This is a genomic window from Viridibacterium curvum (assembly GCF_039544165.1).
Lineage (GTDB): Bacteria > Pseudomonadota > Gammaproteobacteria > Burkholderiales > Rhodocyclaceae > Viridibacterium > Viridibacterium curvum.
This window is the reverse complement of sequence record NZ_BAABLD010000002.1, coordinates 35252-55057: the sequence shown is the minus strand read 5'-3', so window position 1 is coordinate 55057 and position 19806 is coordinate 35252. Positions and strand designations below refer to the sequence as shown.

At 62.1% G+C, this 19806-nt stretch carries 17 protein-coding genes; 10 read left to right on the top strand and 7 right to left on the bottom strand.

The features are described 5' to 3' along the window. Window positions 1-24: 24 nt before the first annotated feature. Window positions 25-642, top strand: a complete 618-nt coding sequence (locus tag ABEA02_RS01365; protein ID WP_345531029.1) for a TRAP transporter small permease subunit — start codon at window positions 25-27, stop codon at window positions 640-642. Continuing rightward, on the top strand, window positions 639-1943 hold the full coding sequence (locus ABEA02_RS01360; RefSeq protein WP_345531028.1) for a TRAP transporter large permease: 1305 nt from the start codon (window positions 639-641) through the stop codon (window positions 1941-1943). Before ABEA02_RS01365 ends, ABEA02_RS01360 begins: the two co-directional genes overlap by 4 nt. A 54-nt stretch (window positions 1944-1997) precedes the next feature. Here ABEA02_RS01360 and ABEA02_RS01355 read toward each other — a convergent pair whose 3' ends face one another. From ABEA02_RS01355 to urtA, 7 genes are all read right to left on the bottom strand, one after another. Then, the gene (locus ABEA02_RS01355) at window positions 1998-2321 is read right to left on the bottom strand and encodes an FmdB family zinc ribbon protein (RefSeq protein WP_345531027.1); all 324 of its coding nucleotides are present in this window, start codon (window positions 2319-2321) and stop codon (window positions 1998-2000) included. Window positions 2322-2377: 56 nt separating this feature from the next. Continuing rightward, window positions 2378-3607, bottom strand: coding sequence for a formamidase (fmdA, locus tag ABEA02_RS01350; protein WP_345531026.1), 1230 nt, complete (start codon window positions 3605-3607; stop codon window positions 2378-2380). 125 nt (window positions 3608-3732) lie between these two features. Next, window positions 3733-4422: an urea ABC transporter ATP-binding subunit UrtE gene (urtE, locus tag ABEA02_RS01345; protein ID WP_345531025.1), complete on the bottom strand. Its 690-nt coding sequence runs from the start codon at window positions 4420-4422 to the stop codon at window positions 3733-3735. Window positions 4423-4527: 105 nt separating this feature from the next. After that, on the bottom strand, window positions 4528-5271 hold the full coding sequence (gene urtD / locus ABEA02_RS01340) for an urea ABC transporter ATP-binding protein UrtD (RefSeq protein WP_345531024.1): 744 nt from the start codon (window positions 5269-5271) through the stop codon (window positions 4528-4530). 45 nt (window positions 5272-5316) lie between these two features. Then, window positions 5317-6519, bottom strand: coding sequence for an urea ABC transporter permease subunit UrtC (gene urtC, locus ABEA02_RS01335; RefSeq protein WP_345531023.1), 1203 nt, complete (start codon window positions 6517-6519; stop codon window positions 5317-5319). A 163-nt stretch (window positions 6520-6682) separates the two neighbouring features. Beyond that, a complete protein-coding gene (gene urtB / locus ABEA02_RS01330; protein WP_345531022.1) occupies window positions 6683-7597 on the bottom strand; it encodes an urea ABC transporter permease subunit UrtB in 915 nt (304 codons plus the stop codon). Window positions 7598-7751: 154 nt separating this feature from the next. Next, the gene (urtA, locus tag ABEA02_RS01325; protein WP_345531021.1) at window positions 7752-9011 is read right to left on the bottom strand and encodes an urea ABC transporter substrate-binding protein; all 1260 of its coding nucleotides are present in this window, start codon (window positions 9009-9011) and stop codon (window positions 7752-7754) included. A gap of 299 nt (window positions 9012-9310) precedes the next feature. Here urtA and ABEA02_RS01320 point away from each other — a divergent pair, with 299 nt between their 5' ends. The 8 genes from ABEA02_RS01320 (at window position 9311) to rpmE (ending at window position 19664) form a co-directional block, all read left to right on the top strand. Beyond that, a complete protein-coding gene (locus tag ABEA02_RS01320; RefSeq protein WP_345531020.1) occupies window positions 9311-12745 on the top strand; it encodes a hybrid sensor histidine kinase/response regulator in 3435 nt (1144 codons plus the stop codon). A 4-nt stretch (window positions 12746-12749) separates the two neighbouring features. Beyond that, the gene (locus tag ABEA02_RS01315; protein ID WP_345531019.1) at window positions 12750-13613 is read left to right on the top strand and encodes a response regulator; all 864 of its coding nucleotides are present in this window, start codon (window positions 12750-12752) and stop codon (window positions 13611-13613) included. Between the two features lie 221 nt (window positions 13614-13834). Next, a complete protein-coding gene (locus ABEA02_RS01310) occupies window positions 13835-15901 on the top strand; it encodes a YgiQ family radical SAM protein (protein WP_425584657.1) in 2067 nt (688 codons plus the stop codon). After that, a complete protein-coding gene (locus ABEA02_RS01305) occupies window positions 15898-16443 on the top strand; it encodes an LOG family protein (RefSeq protein WP_345531017.1) in 546 nt (181 codons plus the stop codon). The genes ABEA02_RS01310 and ABEA02_RS01305 overlap by 4 nt, the downstream gene beginning before the upstream one ends. Beyond that, window positions 16436-17374, top strand: a complete 939-nt coding sequence (locus ABEA02_RS01300) for an AEC family transporter (RefSeq protein ID WP_345531016.1) — start codon at window positions 16436-16438, stop codon at window positions 17372-17374. Before ABEA02_RS01305 ends, ABEA02_RS01300 begins: the two co-directional genes overlap by 8 nt. A gap of 123 nt (window positions 17375-17497) precedes the next feature. Beyond that, window positions 17498-17824: a thioredoxin TrxA gene (gene trxA, locus ABEA02_RS01295; protein ID WP_345531015.1), complete on the top strand. Its 327-nt coding sequence runs from the start codon at window positions 17498-17500 to the stop codon at window positions 17822-17824. Window positions 17825-18117: 293 nt separating this feature from the next. Beyond that, window positions 18118-19374 (top strand): transcription termination factor Rho, encoded by a 1257-nt coding sequence (gene rho / locus ABEA02_RS01290; protein ID WP_345531014.1) that lies wholly within the window; start codon window positions 18118-18120, stop codon window positions 19372-19374. An 83-nt stretch (window positions 19375-19457) separates the two neighbouring features. Beyond that, window positions 19458-19664, top strand: a complete 207-nt coding sequence (gene rpmE / locus ABEA02_RS01285) for a 50S ribosomal protein L31 (RefSeq protein ID WP_345531013.1) — start codon at window positions 19458-19460, stop codon at window positions 19662-19664. The last annotated feature ends 142 nt before the right edge of the window (window positions 19665-19806 follow it).

Sequence of the window (19806 nt, the reverse complement as noted above, 5' to 3'; positions counted from 1 at the left end):
GCAGCACACTATCAAGAGCACACCATGCCCCCCAATCTCTTCTCCCGCTCCCTCACCCGCCTCGTCGACACGCTGGTCATCATCGTCGGCTGGTGGCTGGTGATTCTCTCCATCCTCACCTGCATCGAGATGGTGACGCGCAAGCTGTTCAGCTTCAGCCTGCAAGGCATCGACGAAGTGGGCGGTTACACACTGGCCGTGTGCGCCGCTATTGGCTACTCCTGGACGCTGATCACGCGCGGCCACACACGCATCGACTTCCTCGTCGGCAAGCTACCGGCCAAGGCTTGCGCCGCGCTCAACGCGCTGGCCATGGTGACGCTCGCCGCCATGGCGATCTTCTGCATCCTGCGCGGCTGGGTCGTGCTGTCGGAATCCATTGAATTCCAGAGCCACTCCACCACGCCGCTACAGACGCCGATGTGGGTGCCGCAAAGCATCTGGTTCACCGGCTGGATCATCTTCGCGGTGATCTGCGTGTACCTGGCTGGACACGCTGTCTGGCTGCTGGTGCGCGGCGAAACCGAGGCGCTGAACAAGGCCTACGGCCCACAGACGCTGGAAGAAGAAATCGAGAGCGAGGCCGGCGAAGTGCTGGAGCAGCTGCGCGAAGAACAGAAGCAGAAGGGAGCGGCAGCATGATCGGCCCCGTCGAAATCGGTATCGGATTCCTCATCATGCTGGTCCTGATGTTCATGGGCCTGCATGTCGCCACCACCATGTTCATCACGGCCATCATCGGTGCGGTGATGTACCTCGGCATGCCAGCAGTGAATGCCGTGGGCAACCAGCTGTGGGCTGCCAACGAAGACTATGTGCTGCTGTCCATCCCGCTCTACATCCTGCTCGGCGAGATCCTTGTGCGCAGCGGTGCGACCGACAAGATGTACAAGTCGCTGGCCGACTGGCTCAACTTCCTGCCCGGTGGCTTGCTGCACACCAATATCGGCGCCTCGGCGCTGTTCTCGGCCGTGTCGGGTTCGTCCGTGGCGACGGCCGCAACCATCTCGACCGTCGCACTGCCGACCTTCAAGACACGCAAGTACGACGTGCGCATGGTGCTGGGTTCCATTGCAGCAGGCGCCAGCCTCGGCAACCTCATCCCGCCGGGCATCGCCTTCCTGATCTACGGTGCAATGACCAACACTTCCGCAGGGCGGCTGTACTCAGCCGGCATCATCCCCGGCGCGCTGATGACCCTGCTGTTCATGGGCACCATCCTCGCCATCAGCCTCTACAAGCCGGAACTGACAGGCGCCAAGGAGCCGGAAGCGCCGCTGCGCGAAAAGCTCGGCCGCTTGAAGCACCTGCTCGCTCCCCTGATCGTGTTCGGCGTGGTCATGGGCTGCATCTACACCGGCTGGGCCACGGTGACCGAGAGCGCCGCGCTGGGCGTCGTCGTCGCGCTGCCCATCGCCTGGGCCTACGGCCAGCTGAACACGAAGATGATGCACGAATCCTTCCGCGCCACCCTGCGGCTGACGGCCATGAGCGTGCTGATCCTGACCATGGCCTTCTACCTCAACTTCGTGCTGGGTCTGCTGGGCGTCACGCAATCGCTGGCCTCGCTGGTGCAATCGCTGGATGTGTCCGCCGTGCAGCTGCTGTGGGTGCTGGCGATTTTCTACCTGCTGCTGGGCATCTTCTTCGAAACCCTGCCCATGCTGGTCGGCACGGTGCCGCTGGTCTTCCCGCTGATCACGGCGGCGGGCATCGACCCGGTGTTCTTCGGCGTGTTCATGGTGCTGATGTGCGAGATCTCGCTGATCAGCCCACCGGTGGGCATGACGCTCTACGTCATCCAGGGCGTACGCGGCGAAGGCACGATCAAGGAGGTGTTCGACGGCACCATCCCATTCTTCCTCACCATGATCCTGATGACGGCGCTGCTCATCCACTTCCCGCAGATTGCGCTGTGGCTACCCGGATTAAGCTTCAGCTAGCTATCTGGATAGAAAAAGCCGGGCACCAGGCCCGGCTTTTCTCTGCCTGTCACATCAGTGACTGATCATCCAGGGCCGCTTGCTGGGAAAAGTCTTCGCGCCCTCGGGGGTACGTACGGTACTGCGGCTCGGCTTGCCGCAACCGCAATTGGGGCCGTGCACATGCTGCGAGGCGAGCCTGGGTTCGTGCCGTGCGCGCTCGTTGGTGGCGTGGGCAGTTCGCGCACCCGCATCCATCAGCGCATAGGACGGCACGCCGACCAGGCGTGAGGCCTGCGCGCCACAATGCGGGCAATGCGCAGATTCGTCACGGGTCGCGATACTGCGCATCAGTTCGAAGCTGCCGCAATGAGGGCATTCAAAGTCGTAGAGGGGCATGGCGTTCTCCTGCCGCGCACGCCGCTGCGGGCACGCGCGGCTTCGGCGTGCTTCGGTCAGAGGTCGGGCGAAAGGGGCATGTCGATCGAACCGTCGAGGTACTTCACCGGCCCGGCCGCAGACGGGTTGATGTCGAACTCGAAGATGTCGGTCGGCAACCACAGCGTGGCGCAGGCGTTCGGAATGTCGACCACGCCGCTGATGTGGCCCTGGCAAGGCGCGGTGCCGAGGATCGAGTAGGCCTGCGCGCCGGAGTAGCCGAACTTCTTGAGGTACTCGATGGCGTTGAGGCAGGCCTGGCGATACGCGACGTGCACGTCGAGGTAGTGCTGCTTGCCGTGCTCGTCGACCGAGATGCCTTCGAAGATCAGGTAATCGTCGTACTTCGGCGTGATGGGGCTGGGCTTGAAGATGGGGTTCTTGATGCCGTACTTGGCCATGCCGCCCTTGAGCAGCGAGACCTTCATGTGTACCCAGCCGGCCATTTCGATGGCGCCGCAGAAACTGATTTCGCCATCGCCCTGCGAGAAGTGCAGGTCACCGACCGAGAGGCCGGCACCATCGACGTAGACCGGGAAGAAGATCTTCGAGCCGCGTGACAGGTCCTTGATGTCGCAGTTGCCGCCGTGTTCGCGCGGCGGCACGGTACGTGCGCCTTCCGCAGCGATCTTCGCAGCGACGTCGCCCTTGGCCTTGCCGGCGTGCGTGGTCTTGGCAAACGGCGGGTTGGCGAGCGGCGGCACACGGTCGGGTTGGGTGGCGATGAAGTCGACTTCGCGCGTGTTCCACATCTCCAGCATCTTGGGGTCGGGCAGGCAACCGATCAGGCCGGGGTGGATCAGGCCAGCGTAACGCACACCCGGCACGTGGCGACTCTTGGTGAACATGCCTTCAATGTCCCAGATCGATTTCTGCGCCTGCGGGAAGTGATCAACGAGAAATCCGCCGCCATTGTTCTTCGAGAAGAAGCCGTTGAAGCCCCACAGGCTGTCCTGCTTGGCGCCGATGTCGAGCAGCTCGACAACCAGCAGATCGCCCGGCTCGGCGCCCTTGACGCCGACCGGACCGGAGAGGAAGTGCACCGTGGAGAGATCCACATCCCGCACGTCGTCGGCACTGTCGTTGTTCTTGATGTAGCCCCCGGTCCAGTCATACGTCTCCAGCACGAAATCGTCACCAGGATTGACCCAGCACGCCATCGGGATATCCGGGTGCCAGCGGTTATGGATGTTCTCGTTCTCGTACGGCGACTGCTCAAGATCGACTTTGATCAACGTTTCAGGCATGGCACACCTCCTTGATTTGAACAGGGTGCTGGGCACCCCGGGCTCTGAATAAAAAGCTCCCGGCTGCTAGTAGAGCGGGCATTCCCACGCGTCTCTCAAACGATGTGAATGCACGCTTTTCCTCACTACACCGAGAGAAACTGCTTGATCTTTGCCACGTCGGTTTCAGCGCGTGGGCTTTCATGCACAAGGCGTCCGCCTTCAATGACGAAGAGTCGGTCGGCCACATCCATGGCAAAACTGAGCACCTGCTCGGAGACCACGATGCTGATCTCGCGCAGCTTGCGGATCTCGTTAAGGGCCTTGGCGATGTCCTTGATGATTGAGGGCTGGATGCCTTCGGTGGGCTCATCGAGCAGCAGCACTTTCGGGTTGGTGACGAGCGCGCGCGCGATGGCGAGCTGCTGCTGCTGACCACCGGAAAGATTGCCGCCCTTGCGACGACGCATCTCCCAAAGCACGGGGAAGAGTGCATAGATCTCTTCGGGCACCTTCTTCACCGCAGCGTTCTCAAGACCGGTCTGGATGTTCTCTTCAACACTGAGCGTCGGGAAAATCATGCGGCCCTGCGGCACATAGGCGATACCCTTGGCGACGCGCCGATAGCTCTCGTCTTTCGAGACCTCGTTGCCAGCCACCTGGATCGATCCACTCTTGGTGGGCAGCACGCCCATCAGCGATTTGAACAGCGTGGTCTTGCCCATGCCGTTGCGGCCCATGATGGCGACGGTTTCGTTCTTGTTGGCGGCGAACGAGATGCCATGCAGGGCTTCGCTCTGGCCGTAGGCGACGTGGAGGTCGGTGACGTTCAGCATGATTTCTCTCCCTTTGCCGTCATCCCCGCGCAGGCGGGGATCCAGCGGCGTTACACATGAGTTCAAAGTCACTGGATTCCCGCCTTCGCGGGAATGACGTGGAAATTAGTGGCCCAGATAGACGTCGATGACCTTGGGATCGCTCTGCACCTTCTCCATCGAACCCTCGGCGAGAATCTTTCCCTGATGCATCACGGTGACCTTGTCGGCGATCTGCGCGACAAACGCCATGTCGTGCTCGATGACGATCATCGAGCGGTTCTTGCAGATGCGCTTGAGCAGCTCGGCCGTTACCTCGCGTTCGCGAGCGCTCATGCCCGCGATGGGTTCGTCGAGCATCAGCAGCTCGGGGTCCTGCATCAGCAGCATGCCGATCTCCAGCCACTGCTTCTGGCCGTGCGACAGCAGCCCTGCTTCGAGCTCCAGCACCTCGCCGAGGCCGATTTCGTCAGCCACTTTCTGCACCTGATCCTTGACCGCCTGATCGCACTTGAAGGCCAGTGCGCCGAACACACCACGGCCGCGCGGGAAGGAAACCTCAAGGTTCTGGAAAACGCTGAGGTTTTCGTAGATCGACGGCGTCTGGAATTTGCGACCGATGCCGGAACGTACGCGCTTGTACTCCGGCAGGCGCGTCATCTCGTTGTTCTTGAACTTGATGCTGCCGGCACTCGCTGCGGTGCGCCCACAGATGAGGTCAAGCAGCGTGGTCTTGCCGGCACCGTTGGGGCCGATGATCACGCGCAGCTCACCCTTGTCGACATACAGGTTCAACGAATCGATGGCCTTGAAACCGTCGAAGGACACCGTAAGGTCCTCGACCGCAAGTACGAAATCGGTATTGCTCATGGCGCGCTCCCGCTTGCGTAATGAATGATGTTGTCGTGCTGGTGATCAGGCAGACTGGCCCTGGATCCCACCACTCATGGCTGACGGCAACTTGCTCTTGCCACTTGCGGTGTCAGGTGCCGTCCCGTCAGGTGCCGCAGCGACCTTGGGGGTCTTGTTGCGCATCGCCGCCCAGCGGCGAAGAAGCCAGGGTTTGACATAGCTGACATAGACGCCAGCCAGACCATTCGGGAACGCCATCACCACACCGATGAACAGGCCCGACATGAGGAACAGCCAGAGATCGGGGAAGCTCTCGGAGAAATAGGTCTTGCCGAAATTCACCAGCAAGGCGCCATACACCGCACCAATCAGTGACATGCGCCCGCCCACCGCTGCGAAGATCACCATCTCGATACTCGGCACGATGCCGACGAAGCTCGCCGACATGAAGCCGACCTGCAGCGTGAACATCGCACCACCGATGGCCGACAACAGCGCGGCAAGGCAGAAGGCGAACACCTTGAACATCGACACGTCGTAGCCGGAGAAGCGCACGCGGTCTTCCTTGTCGCGCATGGCAAGCAGCAGCGTGCCGAGCTTGCTCTTCTGGATCCAGGTGCAGAGGTAGATGCAGCCGAGCAGCAGGAAAGCTGTCGCGAAGTAGAGGATGTACTTGGCGCTGTTGGTACGGATGTCCCAGCCCAGCATGGTCTTGAGGTCGGTGATGCCATTGACGCCACCGGTGTAGCCCTGCTGCCCGATGATGAGCACGGTCATGATCAGCGCCACGGCCTGCGTGATGATGGCGAAGTACACCCCGCCGACGCGCCGTTTGAACATGGCGAAGCTGATGATGAAAGCCAGCAGCGTGGGCACCAGCAGCACCGCCAGCAAGGCGAACGGCAGATGCTCGAAAGGCTTCCACCAGATCGGCAAGGCGGTGAGCTGGTTCCAGTCCATGAAGTCGGGAATGCCCGGCGTCGACTGGATCTTGGTGCTGATCGGATCCGACGCTTCGAGCTTCAGGAACATGGCCATCGCATAACCGCCGAGACCGAAGAACACGCCCTGCCCCAGGCTCAATACCCCGCCGTAACCCCAGCACATCACGAGACCGATGGCGACAAAGCCGTAGGTCAGGTACTTGCCCACCAGGTTGAGGCGGAAGATGTCCATCGCCAGCGGGAACACGATCAGAAGAATTGCGGCGAGGATGGCGAAATTGCCGAGGTCGCGTTGGGCTATCCAGGTCTTGATCTTTTGCATGGTGCGTTTCTCCGGTACTCGCGTTACAGACTGTCTTGCGTTACAGCTTTGGCCGTCATCCCCGCGCAGGCGGGGATCCAGTGGCGTTGAAAGTCGCTGGATTCCCGCCTGCGCGGGAATGACGGGCATGAACGAGCGGGCCTGGGTTTTTCATGCTTGACTCCTAACGGCGGATCTTTGAAGCAAACAAGCCTTGTGGGCGCATCATCAGGATGGTCACGATGGTCAGCAGCGTGAGCACCTTGGCCATCGAGCCCGTCATGAAGAACTCGCTGATCGATTGCATCTGGGCGATACCGAAAGCCGATGCCACGGTGCCCAGCAGGCTGGCTGCGCCGCCGAAAGTCACGACCAGGAAGGCATCCACGATGTAGAGCGAACCGCTGGTGGGCCCGGTCGAACCGATGGTGGTGAAGGCGGCACCGGCCACGCCGGCGATGCCGCAACCAATCGCGTAGGTGAGTCGGTCGGTCTTCTTGGTGTTGATGCCGATGGCGTTGGCCATGCTGCGGTTGGCCACCGTGGCGCGAACACGCAAGCCCCAGCGCGATTTGTAGAGGGCCAGCAACACGCCAGCGGTCACCACCAGGGTGAGGCCCATCACGAACATGCCGTTGATGGGAATGTCGAGCCCCTCATGCGGAGACCAGGACCCCATAAGCCAGTCCGGCAGCGTGGGGCTGACTTCCTTGGGGCCGATGAAGGAACGGAAGCATTGCTGCATGCCCAGCGACACGCCCCAGGTGGCGAGCAAGGTGTCCAGCGGACGCTTGTAGAGATGGCGAATCAGCGCCCACTCAATGAACCAGCCGAGAATGAACGCGATGAAGAACGCCGCGACGATGGCAAAAACGAAGTAGGACTGTACGAAGCCGGGGAAGTAGTTCTCGCTGATCGTCGAGCACAGGAAAATCGTGTAGGCGCCAATGGTCATGAACTCGCCATGCGCCATGTTGATCACACCCATCTGGCCGAAGATGATCGCCAGACCCAGCCCCATCAGGAGCAGCACTGCAAACAGGCTCAGACCCGCGAAGCCCTGCATCATTGCGATATTCATCATGTCGGCGAATGCCATGGTGCGTACCTCCGCTTGAAGACCTTGAAGACAGTTGCAAGGTGAATCTGGTGCAGCGATTCGGGCTTGCCGTCATTCCCGCGAAAGCGGGAATCCAGTGACTGTTCGAACGCCGCTGGATCCCCGCTTTCGCGGGGATGACGAGCAGAACCTCTTACTGGTAGCCCTTAGGGAAGGGGTTCGGTTCGATCAGGTCAGGCGATTCGGCAACCACCTTGAACTGGCCATCTGCCTGGGCTTGACCGATACGCGTCTTGCTCCACAGGTGATGGTTTTCGTGGATCTTCACGTAGCCCTCCGGAGCGCCCTTGAACTCGATGTCCTTGGAGGCTGCGGCGATCTTGTCGACATCGAAGCTGCCGGCTTTCTCGACGGTTGCCTTCCACAGCCAGGGGCCGAGGTAAGCGGCCTGCGTCACGTCACCGATCACAGCCTTGGCGCCGTACTTGGCCTTGAACGCTTCAACAAACTTCTTGTTGTTGGCGTTGTCGAGCGACTGGAAGTACTTCATGGAGGCGTAGAAGCCGGCCATGTTTTCGCCGCCGATGCCGAGCACTTCGTCTTCGGTCACCGAAATGGTCAGCAGGGTCTGCTTGGCAGCCGTCACACCGGCAGCCTTGAGCTGCTTGTAGAACGACACGTTCGAGCCACCGACCACGGCGATGAAGATCACATCAGGCTTGGCCACCTTGATCTTGTTGATCAGCGAGTTGAAGTTGGTATGACCCAGCGGGTAATACTCTTCACCCACCACCTTGCTGCCGGCCAGGTGCCCTTCGATGTGCTTGCGGGCGATCTTCATCGAAGTGCGCGGCCAGATGTAGTCGGAGCCGACGAGGAAGTAGGTCTTGGCCTTCTTCTCCTTCGACACCCAGTCGAGGCCCCACAGGATCTGTTGCGTGGCTTCCTGACCCGTGTAGATCACGTTCTTGGATTGCTCCAGGCCTTCATAGAAGGTCGGGTAGTAGAGCATCCCGTTTTCCTTCTCGAAGATCGGCAGCACGGCCTTGCGTGAAGCGGAAGTCCAGCAGCCGAACACGGCCGCAACGCGGTCGTTGATGAGCAGCTTCTTCGACTTCTCTGCGAAGGTAGGCCAGTCGGATGCGCCATCTTCCTTGATCACGCGGATCTTGCGACCCAGCACCCCGCCCATGGCGTTGATCTGGTCGATGGCCAGCTGCTCGGCTTGAATGGAACCTGTTTCCGAGATGGCCATGGTGCCGGTTGCGGAGTGCAACTGACCCACAACGACTTCGGTGTCGGTCACGGCAAGCTTGGTCGTATTGACCTTCGCCGTCGGAAACTGCTGGGCAACGCTGATACTGGTCATGCCCGCCATCAACAAGCCACCGAGGCCCTGCATCAGGCGACGACGGTGGTTGGAAAACGGATCGCGATGGTCAAAGTCGCTCATGGAACTCTCCTGTCTGTGCATTGGGCAAAACGCCGGTGTTCAAGCAGTCGCGTCGTGCGTCCCGTCGTAAGGGGCCGCATCCTTTGTGGCTTGGACGCATCCTCGGTCGCCCGACGCGTATCGACCAATACGTCAATTGACGTACTGCGATACGCAGGCCCCCTCAGCACAATCAGCGCCGTGAACAACGCGCGCGCGATACTTTTTGCCGTGATCTTTCCCATGCAGCCGCAGTCGGCACGCGACTTGCTGACCCCATCCCTGAACGGACTCCAGTGATCACTGTGCCCAAGCCTCTCGTGCCAGCTGCCGCAACAACCTCAAGCCTCGACGCCGCTGCCCCGCCCCCCGCCACCCCGCGCGAAGCGGCGCCCGTGCAGCGCATCATCAAGATCCGTCGCGACTACAACCGCTGGGTGGCCAACGAAACGCTGGAGGACTACGCGCTCCGCTTCACGCCGCGCAGCTTCCGGAAATGGAGCGCGTTCCGCGTCGCGAATACCGCTTTTGGTGCGGTCTCCTTCCTCGCACTGGAAGCCATCGGCGCTGCGATCACGCTGTCGTACGGCTTCACGAGTGCGATGTGGGCGATCGCCGTGGTGAGCCTGATCATCTTCATCACCGGCCTGCCCATCGCCTACCGCGCGGCACGCCACGGGCTGGACATGGATCTGCTCGCGCGCGGCGCAGGCTTTGGCTATCTCGGCTCGACCATCACCTCGCTCATCTACGCCAGCTTCACGTTCATCTTCTTCGCGCTGGAAGCGGCGATCATGGCGCAGGCCTTCGAGCTCTGGTTCGACCTTCCACGCATGGCCGGCTACCTCGTCTCCGCTCTGCTCGTGATCCCGCTGGTGACGCACGGCGTGACGCTCATCAGCCGTCTGCAGATCTGGACGCAACCGCTGTGGCTGATCCTGTTGGTACTGCCCTTCGTCGCCGTGGCCATCAAGGATCCCGGGGCTTTCGTCGCATTCAGCTCGCTCAACGGTCGACTCGTCGACAACGACGGTTTCTCGTGGGCGGCCTTCGGCTCTGCTGCGACCGTGGCCGCTGCGCTCATCGCGCAGATCGGCGAACAGGTCGACTTTCTGCGCTTCATGCCCGAGCCCACTCCGCAGACAAGGCTGCGCTGGTGGGGCGCGGTGATTGTCGCGGGGCCGGGCTGGATCGTGCTCGGCGGACTCAAGATGGCCGGCGGCGCCTTCCTCGCCCACCTGGTGTTGCAGAACGAAGTCGGAATTGCCAAGGCACTGGAACCGACGCAGATGTACCTGGTCGGCTTCCAGCAGGTTGTCGGGCACAGCGGCCTGGCCGTCTTCCTCGCCGGGCTGTTCGTCATCGTCTCGCAGCTCAAGATCAACGTCACCAACGCCTACGCGGGCTCGCTGGCCTGGTCCAACTTTTTCGCGCGCCTCACTCACAGCCATCCTGGTCGCGTGGTGTGGCTGGCCTTCAATGTGGCCATCGCCATCCTGCTGATGATGATGGGCGTCTTCGAAGCCCTGGAGCGCGTGCTCGCGCTCTATGCACACCTGGCCGTCGCCTGGGTCGGCGCGCTGTTCGCCGATCTCGTCATCAGCAAACCGCTGGGTCTATCCCCTCAGCACATCGAGTTCCGCCGCGCCTATCTCTACGACATCAACCCCGCCGGCTTCGGTGGCATGGCACTCGGCTCGGCGCTGTCCATCGCGGCTTACGCCGGCGCGCTCGGCGACACGCTTCACCCTGCCTCAGCAGGCATCGCACTCGTCGTCCCGCTGATCGCCTCACCCTTCATCGCCTGGGCAACCAGACAGCGTTATGCACTGGCTCGCATTGCCCCGGCTGCCGGCAGCGAACCGCTCATGCAGCGCTGCGCGATCTGCTCAAATCAGTTCGAGTCCGACGACATGGCGCACTGCCCGGCTTATGGCGGCCCCATCTGTTCGTTGTGCTGCACGCTGGACGCGCGCTGCGGAGACCGTTGCAAACCCGGGGCGAGCATGCACGAGCAGCTTGCGCAGTTGCTCACGCACATACTGCCCCATCGCGTTACACCCGCCATCGCTCGCCGCTTCGGTCACTACCTGCTGGTGCTGGGCGCCATGGTGGCCACCTTTGGTGTCGTGCTGTGGTTGCTCTACACCCAGGAACGCCTGCACATCGAAGCACAGCCCACCTTGTTGATGGCTGACCTCGACACGCTGTTCTGGAAGATCTTCGCCAGCCTGCTCCTGCTCACTGCCGTCGCCACGTGGTGGCTGGTGCTCGCCAACGAGAGTCGCCACGTCGCGCAGCAGGAGTCGGAGCGCCAGAACCAGCTCCTGCAACGTGAAATCGACGCCCACCGCCAGACCGACGCCGCCCTGCAACTGGCCAAGGAACAGGCCGAACGCGCGCGCGAACTGGCCGAGAGTGCCAACCTTGCGAAGAGCCGCTTCGTCACCGGCATGAGTCACGAGATGCGCGCGCCGCTCAACAGCATTCTCGGCTACTCGCAGGTGCTGCTGCGCCAGCGAGCACTGGTTGCCAAGCAACGCGATGCGGTCAGCACCATCCACCGCAGTGGCGAACATCTCGCCAGTCTGGTCGATGGTCTGCTCGAACTCGCCCGCATCGAAGCGGGCAAGCTGCGTCTCGAGCAGAGCTCACTCGACCTGCGCGACTTCCTCGACCAGATCGTCAAGATGTTCCAGCCTCTGGCCGAGGATCGCGGCCTGGCCTTCCACGTCGACATCGACCCCAACCTGCCGGCCAATGTGCATGCCGACCCCAAGCGCTTGCGCCAGATCCTCATCAACCTGCTCGGCAATGCCATCAAGTTCACCGAGCACGGCAGCGTCAGCGTACGCGTCCGCTATCGCCGCGAGATCGCCCACATCGATGTCGAAGACACGGGCAGCGGCATCGCCCCTGCCGACCAGGAACGTATCTTCCTGCCCTTCGAACGCGCCAGCGAACGCGTCAGCATCGAGGGCACAGGGCTGGGGCTCACCATTACGCGACTGCTCGTCGACCTCATGGGCGGCGACATACGCCTGCGTAGCGCACCCGGAGAGGGCAGCTGCTTCTCGGTGCGCGTCTACCTGCCTGCCATCATTCACCAGAATGCCGATGCCGCTCATGAGCCCATCGTCGGTTACGAGGGCCCGCGGCGACGCGTCCTCGTCGCCGACGATGAACCCGCACACCGTGGCGTGTTGCGCGAGATGCTGGTCGCCATAGGCTTTGCAGTGACCGAAGCCGACGGCGCCGCAGCCTGCGTCGCACAGATTGTCGATGCGCCGCCCGACCTGCTGCTGCTCGACATCAACCTGCGCGACGGCACCGGGTGGGAAGTGTGTGACCGCATCCGCACCACCGGTTTTCCGGCCCTGCCCATCATCATGGTGTCAGCCAATGCGCACGAGAACACCGAGCTGCGCCGTCGCCAGCACGATGTGCACGGCTTCGTGAGCAAGCCCGTCATCGAAGCAGACCTGCTCGCCCACATCGGGCAGGCGCTGCAACTACGGTGGATCAAGCACGGCGACGCGCACGGGCAGCCTCCCGGTGGCGAGCACCTGCGCGAATTGCTGGGCTTGTCGGCCGCGGGCCTCACTCGCGCGCTGGCCGCACGCCTTGACGAGCTTGCCGAAGAGCAACCTCACCACGCCCGCTGGGCCGAGCAGATGAAACGTCTGCTCGCCATCGATCCCGACGGGCTCACCCGCTCGTTGTCCGACTCACTGCAAGATCATGCCCTGCACTGACACCATGCCTTGTGAACTTCTCGTCGTCGACGACAGCACCGACGCCCGCAGCCTTCTGACAGAGGAACTCGGCGCACTCGGATACCGCGTACATGGTGTCAGCAGCGGCCGTGAGGCCCTGGAGCACCTGAGCATTCATCTGCCGGAGGCGATCCTGCTCGACATCCTGATGCCCGGCCTTGACGGCTTCGAGACCTGCACGCGTATCCGCGAGCAAAGCGAAGAGACCCCGGTCATCTTCATGACGGGGCTGGGCGAAACGGAGCACATCGTCAAAGGCTTCGCCTCGGGTGGCAACGACTATGTGACCAAGCCCATCGTGCTAGCCGAAGTTGTCGCGCGCATACAGGCCCACACGCGCACCGCCAGCCTCGTGCGCACCACGCGCGACGCCATCAATGCCAGCAGCGCGGCGATGCTGGCGTTCGATGCAGACGGCGCACTACTGTGGATCAACGACGCGGCCGCGCAACTGCTGCCAACCAGCGAGGGCAATGCCCTGCCCTTCCACCGCGCGCCGTCCAGCCTGCTGGCCTTGCACACGAGCGAGGATCGCAGTGCGCATTTCGAACACGCCGGGCATTTGTTTGAAGCTCAGCGCATCAGCGATGTGCAGGACTCCGTGGTCGTCGTCAGCCTGCAGGCCCAGGCGCGAAGGCCGGCCGACTGGCGCCCTCCCCAGCTCACGGCGCGCGAAGGCGAAGTGCTGATGTGGGTTGCACGCGGCAAGACCAACCGCGATATCGCCGACATCCTCGGCATGAGTCCGCGCACCGTCAACAAGCATCTCGAACACATCTTCGAGAAGATGGGTGTCGAAACCCGCACCGCGGCGGCCGACGCAGCTCGCAAGATGAACCTGGCCTGAGCAGACCGACCGCAACCCGAAACCAGCCTTCAAGTAACTGAATTTCAAGCAAAAGCGGAAAATTTTGCGTAGGGCGGATGGCGGGCTTCGGCTAGAATGCTCAGATGACTCCGCAGCAAACCGCCCTGCCTGAAGACGGCGCGCCACGCGCCCTGGGCGACTACCCCCGCTTCCGCCCTGAACTGCGCCCCACCCGCTTCCTGCCCACCACGCGTGCCGAAATGGACCAGCTGGGTTGGGACGCGTGCGACATCGTCATCGTCACAGGCGACGCCTACATCGATCACCCCAGCTTCGGCGCCGCGCTGATCGGCCGCATGCTCGAAGCGCAAGGTTTTCGCGTCGGCATCATCGCGCAGCCCGACTGGCAGTCGGCCGAGCCCTTCCGTGCGCTGGGCTGCCCGCGTCTGTTCTTCGGCATCACGGCGGGCAACATGGATTCCATGATCAATCGCTACACGGCCGACCGTCGGCCGCGTTCGGACGATGCCTACACGCCGCACGCGGCGCCCAACAAGCGTCCGGATCGTGCGGTCACCGTGTATGCACAGCGTGCTCGTGAGGCCTTCCCGCGAGCCAACATCGTGCTCGGCTCCATCGAGGCCAGCCTGCGCCGCATCGCGCATTACGACTACTGGAGCGAGAAGGTGCGCCGCTCGGTGCTGCCCGACTCCAAGGCCGACATGCTCGTCTATGGCAATGCAGAGCGCGCCGTCGTCGATCTCGCACATCGCCTTGCGGCCGGCGAAGCGATCGAGAATATCCGCGATCTGCGTGGCACGGCCTTCATGGTCAAGCGCGGCTGGAAACCGGGCGAGGATTGGGTCGAGGTCGACTCGCTTAGTCTCGACCGCCCGGGCCGCATCGACCCGCATCCGGACCCTTACGCGATGGAGCCGCAGCAGACAGCCACGGCGCCAAACAAGGACGGCTCGGCACCCGTGCAGATTGTGCCTGCCGCCGCGCGCATCGCTGCACGCAAGGCACAGCGCGCCAAAACCGTAGTGCGCCTGCAAGCCTACGAGGCCGTGGCCGAAGACAAGCTGCTCTACGCACACAACTCGCGGGTCTTCCATCTCGAATCGAATCCCGGCAACGCCCGCGCGCTGGTGCAGGGCCATGGCGAGCGCGATGTATGGCTCAACCCGCCACCGATTCCGCTCACGACCGAAGAGATGGATTACGTGTTCGACGCACCCTATGCGCGCGCACCGCACCCCAGCTACGGCGACGCACACATTCCTGCTTGGGAGATGATCCGCTTCTCGGTGAACATCATGCGCGGCTGCTTCGGCGGCTGTACCTTCTGCTCGATTACCGAGCACGAGGGCCGCATCATCCAGAGCCGTTCGCACGAGTCGATCCTGAAAGAGATCGAGGACATCCGCGACAAGATTCCCGAATTCAAGGGCCATATCTCCGACCTTGGCGGCCCCACGGCCAACATGTATCGCATGGCCTGCAAGAGCAAGACCATCGAGGAGTCCTGTCGGCGGCTCTCCTGCGTCTATCCCGGCATCTGCGAGAACCTCAACACCGATCACTCCTCGTTGATATCGCTGTACCGCAAGGCGCGCGCCATTCCGGGCGTCAAGAAGATCACTATCGGCTCCGGTCTTCGTTACGACCTCGCCGTACGCTCGCCCGAGTACGTGAAAGAACTCGTCACGCATCACGTCAGTGGCCTGCTCAAGATTGCGCCCGAGCACACCGAAGACGGCCCGCTGTCGAAGATGATGAAGCCGGGCATCGGCACCTATAACCGCTTCAAGCAGCTCTTCGACAAGTTCTCGAAAGAAGCCGGCAAGAAGCAGCACCTGGTGCCCTACTTCATCGCTGCGCATCCGGGCACAACCGACGAAGACATGCTCAACCTCGCACTGTGGCTGAAGGAAAACAATTTCCGCCCGGACCAGGTACAGACCTTCACGCCAACCCCGTTGGCGATGGCCACCGCGATGTACCACAGTGGCAAGAACCCCCTGCGCAAGGTCGCGGCAGATTCGGAAAACGTCGACACACCGAAGACCGCAAAGCAACGCAAGCTGCACAAGGCCTTGCTGCGTTACCACGACCCGGCCGGCCACGATGCGATCCGCGAATACCTGCTGGAAATCGGCCGCAACGACCTGATCGGCAACAGCCCGCACCACCTCGTGCCGCGTGCACCGGCGGCGCGACTGCAACGCCAGAACAAAGGCCGCCACAGCAACGACTTCGTTCACGCCATCAAAGCCGGCCCGCGCAAAAGCGCGGCACCATCACGCAACGCGAGGCGCAAACCATGAGATCACTGTGCGTGTTCTGCGGCGCCTCGACAGGCACGAACCCACTCTATCGCGCCGCTGCAGCGGCGTTTGGCAAAGAACTGGCGCGACGCGATATTGAGCTCGTATGGGGCGGCGGACACGTCGGATTGATGGGCGTGGTGGCCGATGCCGTGCTCGACGCGGGCGGTCGCGTCTACGGCGTCATCCCTTCGTTCATGGTCGACCGTGAGCTGGCCCATCCACGCGCCCAGCAGATGATCGTTACCGCCGACATGCACACGCGCAAGGCCGCCATGGCCGAGCGCGCGGAGGCCTTCGTCACCCTGCCCGGTGGCTTCGGCACGCTCGACGAATTGTTTGAAATCCTTACCTGGGCACAGTTGCAGCTGCATGCCAAGCCCATCGGCCTGCTCAACGTGCAAGGCTTCTTCGACCCGTTGCTGGGCGCTGTGCAGCACATGCAGGACGAAGGATTCCTGCGTGGCGAGCACGCCACGATGCTTCACCGTGCCGATGACGCCGGCGCATTGATTGATCTGCTGGAGTCGCTGCGTGCTTGAGTTGTTGCAACGCGCCGAGCTGACCCTGCCGCTGTTCATTCTCATCGCGCTGGGCTATGCCCTGATGCGCTGGGGACATTGGCCCAAGGTCGTGGCCGATGCGCTGACGCGCTTCGTCTTCGCGCTCGCCCTGCCTGCGCTTCTGTTCCACACCATGAGCGACATGTCCCGTCTGCCGCCGGTTGACATGCGGGTGCTGATCGCCTTCTTCGGCAGCTGCCTGATCGTCTTCGCCATCGGGCGCCTCGTAGCCGCACGCTTCTTTGCGCTGGATGGCGTCTCGGGATCGGTGTTTGCGCTGGGCGGCGTGTTCTCCAACAACGCCATGCTGGGCATCCCCCTGGCGCGCGAACTGATCGGGCCGGCAGCCATGCCCACCGTGGCCCTGGTGCTGGTCTTCAATGCGCTGACGCTGTGGACGCTGGTAACGATCTCGGTGGAATGGGCCAGACATGGTGCGCTGTCGATCGAAGGCTTCGGCAAAACCGCCAGGAATGTAATGACCAACCCGCTCATCGTCGGGATTCTGTCAGGCGCGCTTATTGGCCTCACGGGCTGGACCATCCCCAAAGTGATCGACGCCCCCATCTCCATGCTCGCGCAAGCAGCCGCCCCGCTTTCGCTGATCGCACTGGGTATGGGATTGGCCGAATTCGGTGTGCGCGCCGGCTGGCAGCACAGTACAGCCATCACGAGTCTCAAACTCGTCGTCCAGCCGCTCGTGATCTGGCTGCTGGCGCGCCTGATGGACCTGCCCAAGGTCGAAACGCAGGCTGTCGTGCTGCTCGGCTCCATTGCGGTCGGCGCCAATGTTTACCTGATGTCGCGCCAGTTCAAGGTCATGGAGGGCGCCATCGCTTCGGCCCTTGTCCTGACGACCGTGCTATCTGTCGTCAGTACCCCTCTTGCCCTGACCCTCGCCGCATTCTGATAGTTTGGGGTCATCATCACGATATAGCGGTATGCCTCTTGCGCAATTCCCAACCGCCCCGATTTTGTTTAGCATGCCCCCACCAAAGGCTGCAATTGCAGCCGTTTTTCATTGCGAGGAACCATGAGCGAAAACATCCTTCACGTCACTGACGCCACCTTTGACGCCTCCGTGCTGCAGTCGCAAGGCCCGGTGCTTCTCGATTACTGGGCGGAATGGTGCGGCCCCTGTAAGGCAATCGCCCCGATCCTCGACGAAGTTGCCAAGGAATACGCCGGCAAGCTGACCGTCGCCAAGATCAACATCGACGACAACGCCGAAACCCCGGCCAAGTTTGGCGTGCGCGGCATTCCGACGCTGATGCTGTTCAAGGACGGCAACGTCGTTGCCACCAAGGTCGGCGCTCTGGCCAAGTCCCAGCTGTCGGCATTCCTCGACGGCAACCTGTAATCCACGCAGCTGGCGCGGCGCGAAGCCGCGCTGCGCTTGACAGGGCGGGACTCGCGCGATTAGAGTCCCGCACAACCTGAAGCTCCCTGCCACATCCACGTGTTGCGGGTCGAGCCCGGCGGACCGAACCGGTCGACTGCCAGTAAAAACGACAGAAAATCCGCCAGCAAACCAGCAAAAAATCCAGCACGCTGTTCTGACATCCGGTAGCCCGGCTCCGTTCTTCTACCCCCAACCGTTCTCTCCGCGCACCCGCCAAACCGGCGTTCCGCTTACTTCCCTCAGGGTTCTCCATGCAACTTTCCGAACTGAAGGCGCTTCACGTCAGTGAACTGCTCGAAATGGCCATCGCCAAGGACATCGAAGGCGCGGCACGTCTGCGCAAGCAGGAACTGGTCTTCGCCCTGCTCAAGAATCACGCCAAGCGCGGCGAACCCATCTTCGGCGATGGCGCCCTGGAGATCCTGCCCGACGGTTTCGGCTTCCTGCGTTCGCCGGACATCTCGTACCTCGCAGGCACCGATGACATCTATGTCTCGCCCTCGCAGATCCGCCGCTTCAACCTGCACACCGGCGACACGATCGAGGGCGAGATCCGCACGCCCAAGGATGGTGAGCGCTACTTCGCGCTGGTGAAGCTCGACAAGATCAACGGCGAACCACCCGAGAAATCGAAGAACAAGATCCTCTTCGAAAACCTCACCCCGCTGCACCCCACCGAACCGCTGAAGCTGGAACGCGACATGCGCGGTGAAGAGAACACCACCAGCCGCGTCATCGACATGATCGCGCCGATCGGCAAGGGCCAGCGCGGCCTGTTGGTCGCCCCGCCGAAGTCCGGCAAGACCGTGATGCTGCAGCACATTGCCCACGCGATTACTGCCAACCATCCGGACGTTTTCCTGATCGTGATGCTCATCGACGAGCGTCCCGAAGAAGTGACCGAAATGACGCGTTCGGTGAAGGGAGAGGTCGTTGCTTCGACCTTTGACGAACCCGCCACACGCCACGTGCAGGTTGCCGAAATGGTTATCGAGAAGGCCAAGCGCCTGGTCGAACACAAGCGCGACGTCGTGATCCTGCTCGACTCGCTGACCCGTCTGGCACGCGCCTACAACACCGTGATCCCGGCCTCCGGCAAGGTGCTGACCGGTGGTGTGGACGCCAACGCCCTGCAGAAGCCCAAGCGCTTCTTCGGCGCCGCACGCAATATCGAGGAAGGCGGCTCGCTGACCATCATCGCCACCGCCCTGATCGACACCGGCAGCCGTATGGACGACGTGATCTACGAAGAGTTCAAGGGCACTGGCAACATGGAAATCCACCTCGACCGCCGCATGGCCGAGAAGCGGATCTACCCCGCCATCAACGTCAATCCGTCCGGTACCCGTCGCGAAGAGCTGCTGCTCGACCCGGCCGTGCTGCAGAAGGTCTGGGTGCTGCGCAAGCTGCTCTACAACATGGACGATCTGGCGGCGATGGACTTCCTGCTCGACAAGGTCAAGCAGACCAAGACCAACGCCGAGTTCTTCGATGCAATGCGTCGTTAAGCCTTGATCTGATTGAAAGTCCGTGGCAAAATCGCGGACTTTACAAATGGGCGGTTACACCTTCCGCCCGCACGAGGAAAATCATGAAAGCAGAAGGCCATCCGAATTTCGTCGAAGTGCAAGTGACTTGCAGTTGCGGCAACAAGTTTGCCACCCGTTCCACGATGGGCAAGCAGGCTTACCACATTGAAGTCTGCTCTGAATGTCACCCGTTCTGGACTGGCAAGCAAAAGGTGCTGGACACCGCCGGCCGTATCGAGCGCTTCAAGCAAAAGTACGCAGCCAAGTAATTTGCAGCGACAACGGAAAAGGCAGCTTTGGCTGCCTTTTTTTGTTTACCCGCCTTGTGCTTGCTTTAGCTATTGTTTGCCCGCCTCGCGCGTCGCGCAGGGGCCTACCGTTAGAATTCGCCAAGCGAATTGCCAGACCTGC

Excerpts from the sequence above, each read along its gene's own strand:
- ABEA02_RS01365 (WP_345531029.1), top strand. The coding sequence starts at position 25 with ATGCCCCCCAATCTCTTCTCCCGCTCCCTCACCCGCCTCGTCGACACG.
- ABEA02_RS01360 (WP_345531028.1), top strand. The coding sequence starts at position 639 with ATGATCGGCCCCGTCGAAATCGGTATCGGATTCCTCATCATGCTGGTC.
- ABEA02_RS01355 (WP_345531027.1), bottom strand. The coding sequence starts at position 2,321 with ATGCCCCTCTACGACTTTGAATGCCCTCATTGCGGCAGCTTCGAACTG.
- fmdA (WP_345531026.1), bottom strand. The coding sequence starts at position 3,607 with ATGCCTGAAACGTTGATCAAAGTCGATCTTGAGCAGTCGCCGTACGAG.
- urtE (WP_345531025.1), bottom strand. The coding sequence starts at position 4,422 with ATGCTGAACGTCACCGACCTCCACGTCGCCTACGGCCAGAGCGAAGCC.
- urtD (WP_345531024.1), bottom strand. The coding sequence starts at position 5,271 with ATGAGCAATACCGATTTCGTACTTGCGGTCGAGGACCTTACGGTGTCC.
- urtC (WP_345531023.1), bottom strand. The coding sequence starts at position 6,519 with ATGCAAAAGATCAAGACCTGGATAGCCCAACGCGACCTCGGCAATTTC.
- urtB (WP_345531022.1), bottom strand. The coding sequence starts at position 7,597 with ATGGCATTCGCCGACATGATGAATATCGCAATGATGCAGGGCTTCGCG.
- urtA (WP_345531021.1), bottom strand. The coding sequence starts at position 9,011 with ATGAGCGACTTTGACCATCGCGATCCGTTTTCCAACCACCGTCGTCGC.
- ABEA02_RS01315 (WP_345531019.1), top strand. The coding sequence starts at position 12,750 with ATGCCTTGTGAACTTCTCGTCGTCGACGACAGCACCGACGCCCGCAGC.
- ABEA02_RS01310 (WP_425584657.1), top strand. The coding sequence starts at position 13,835 with ATGGACCAGCTGGGTTGGGACGCGTGCGACATCGTCATCGTCACAGGC.
- ABEA02_RS01305 (WP_345531017.1), top strand. The coding sequence starts at position 15,898 with ATGAGATCACTGTGCGTGTTCTGCGGCGCCTCGACAGGCACGAACCCA.
- trxA (WP_345531015.1), top strand. The coding sequence starts at position 17,498 with ATGAGCGAAAACATCCTTCACGTCACTGACGCCACCTTTGACGCCTCC.
- rho (WP_345531014.1), top strand. The coding sequence starts at position 18,118 with ATGCAACTTTCCGAACTGAAGGCGCTTCACGTCAGTGAACTGCTCGAA.
- rpmE (WP_345531013.1), top strand. The coding sequence starts at position 19,458 with ATGAAAGCAGAAGGCCATCCGAATTTCGTCGAAGTGCAAGTGACTTGC.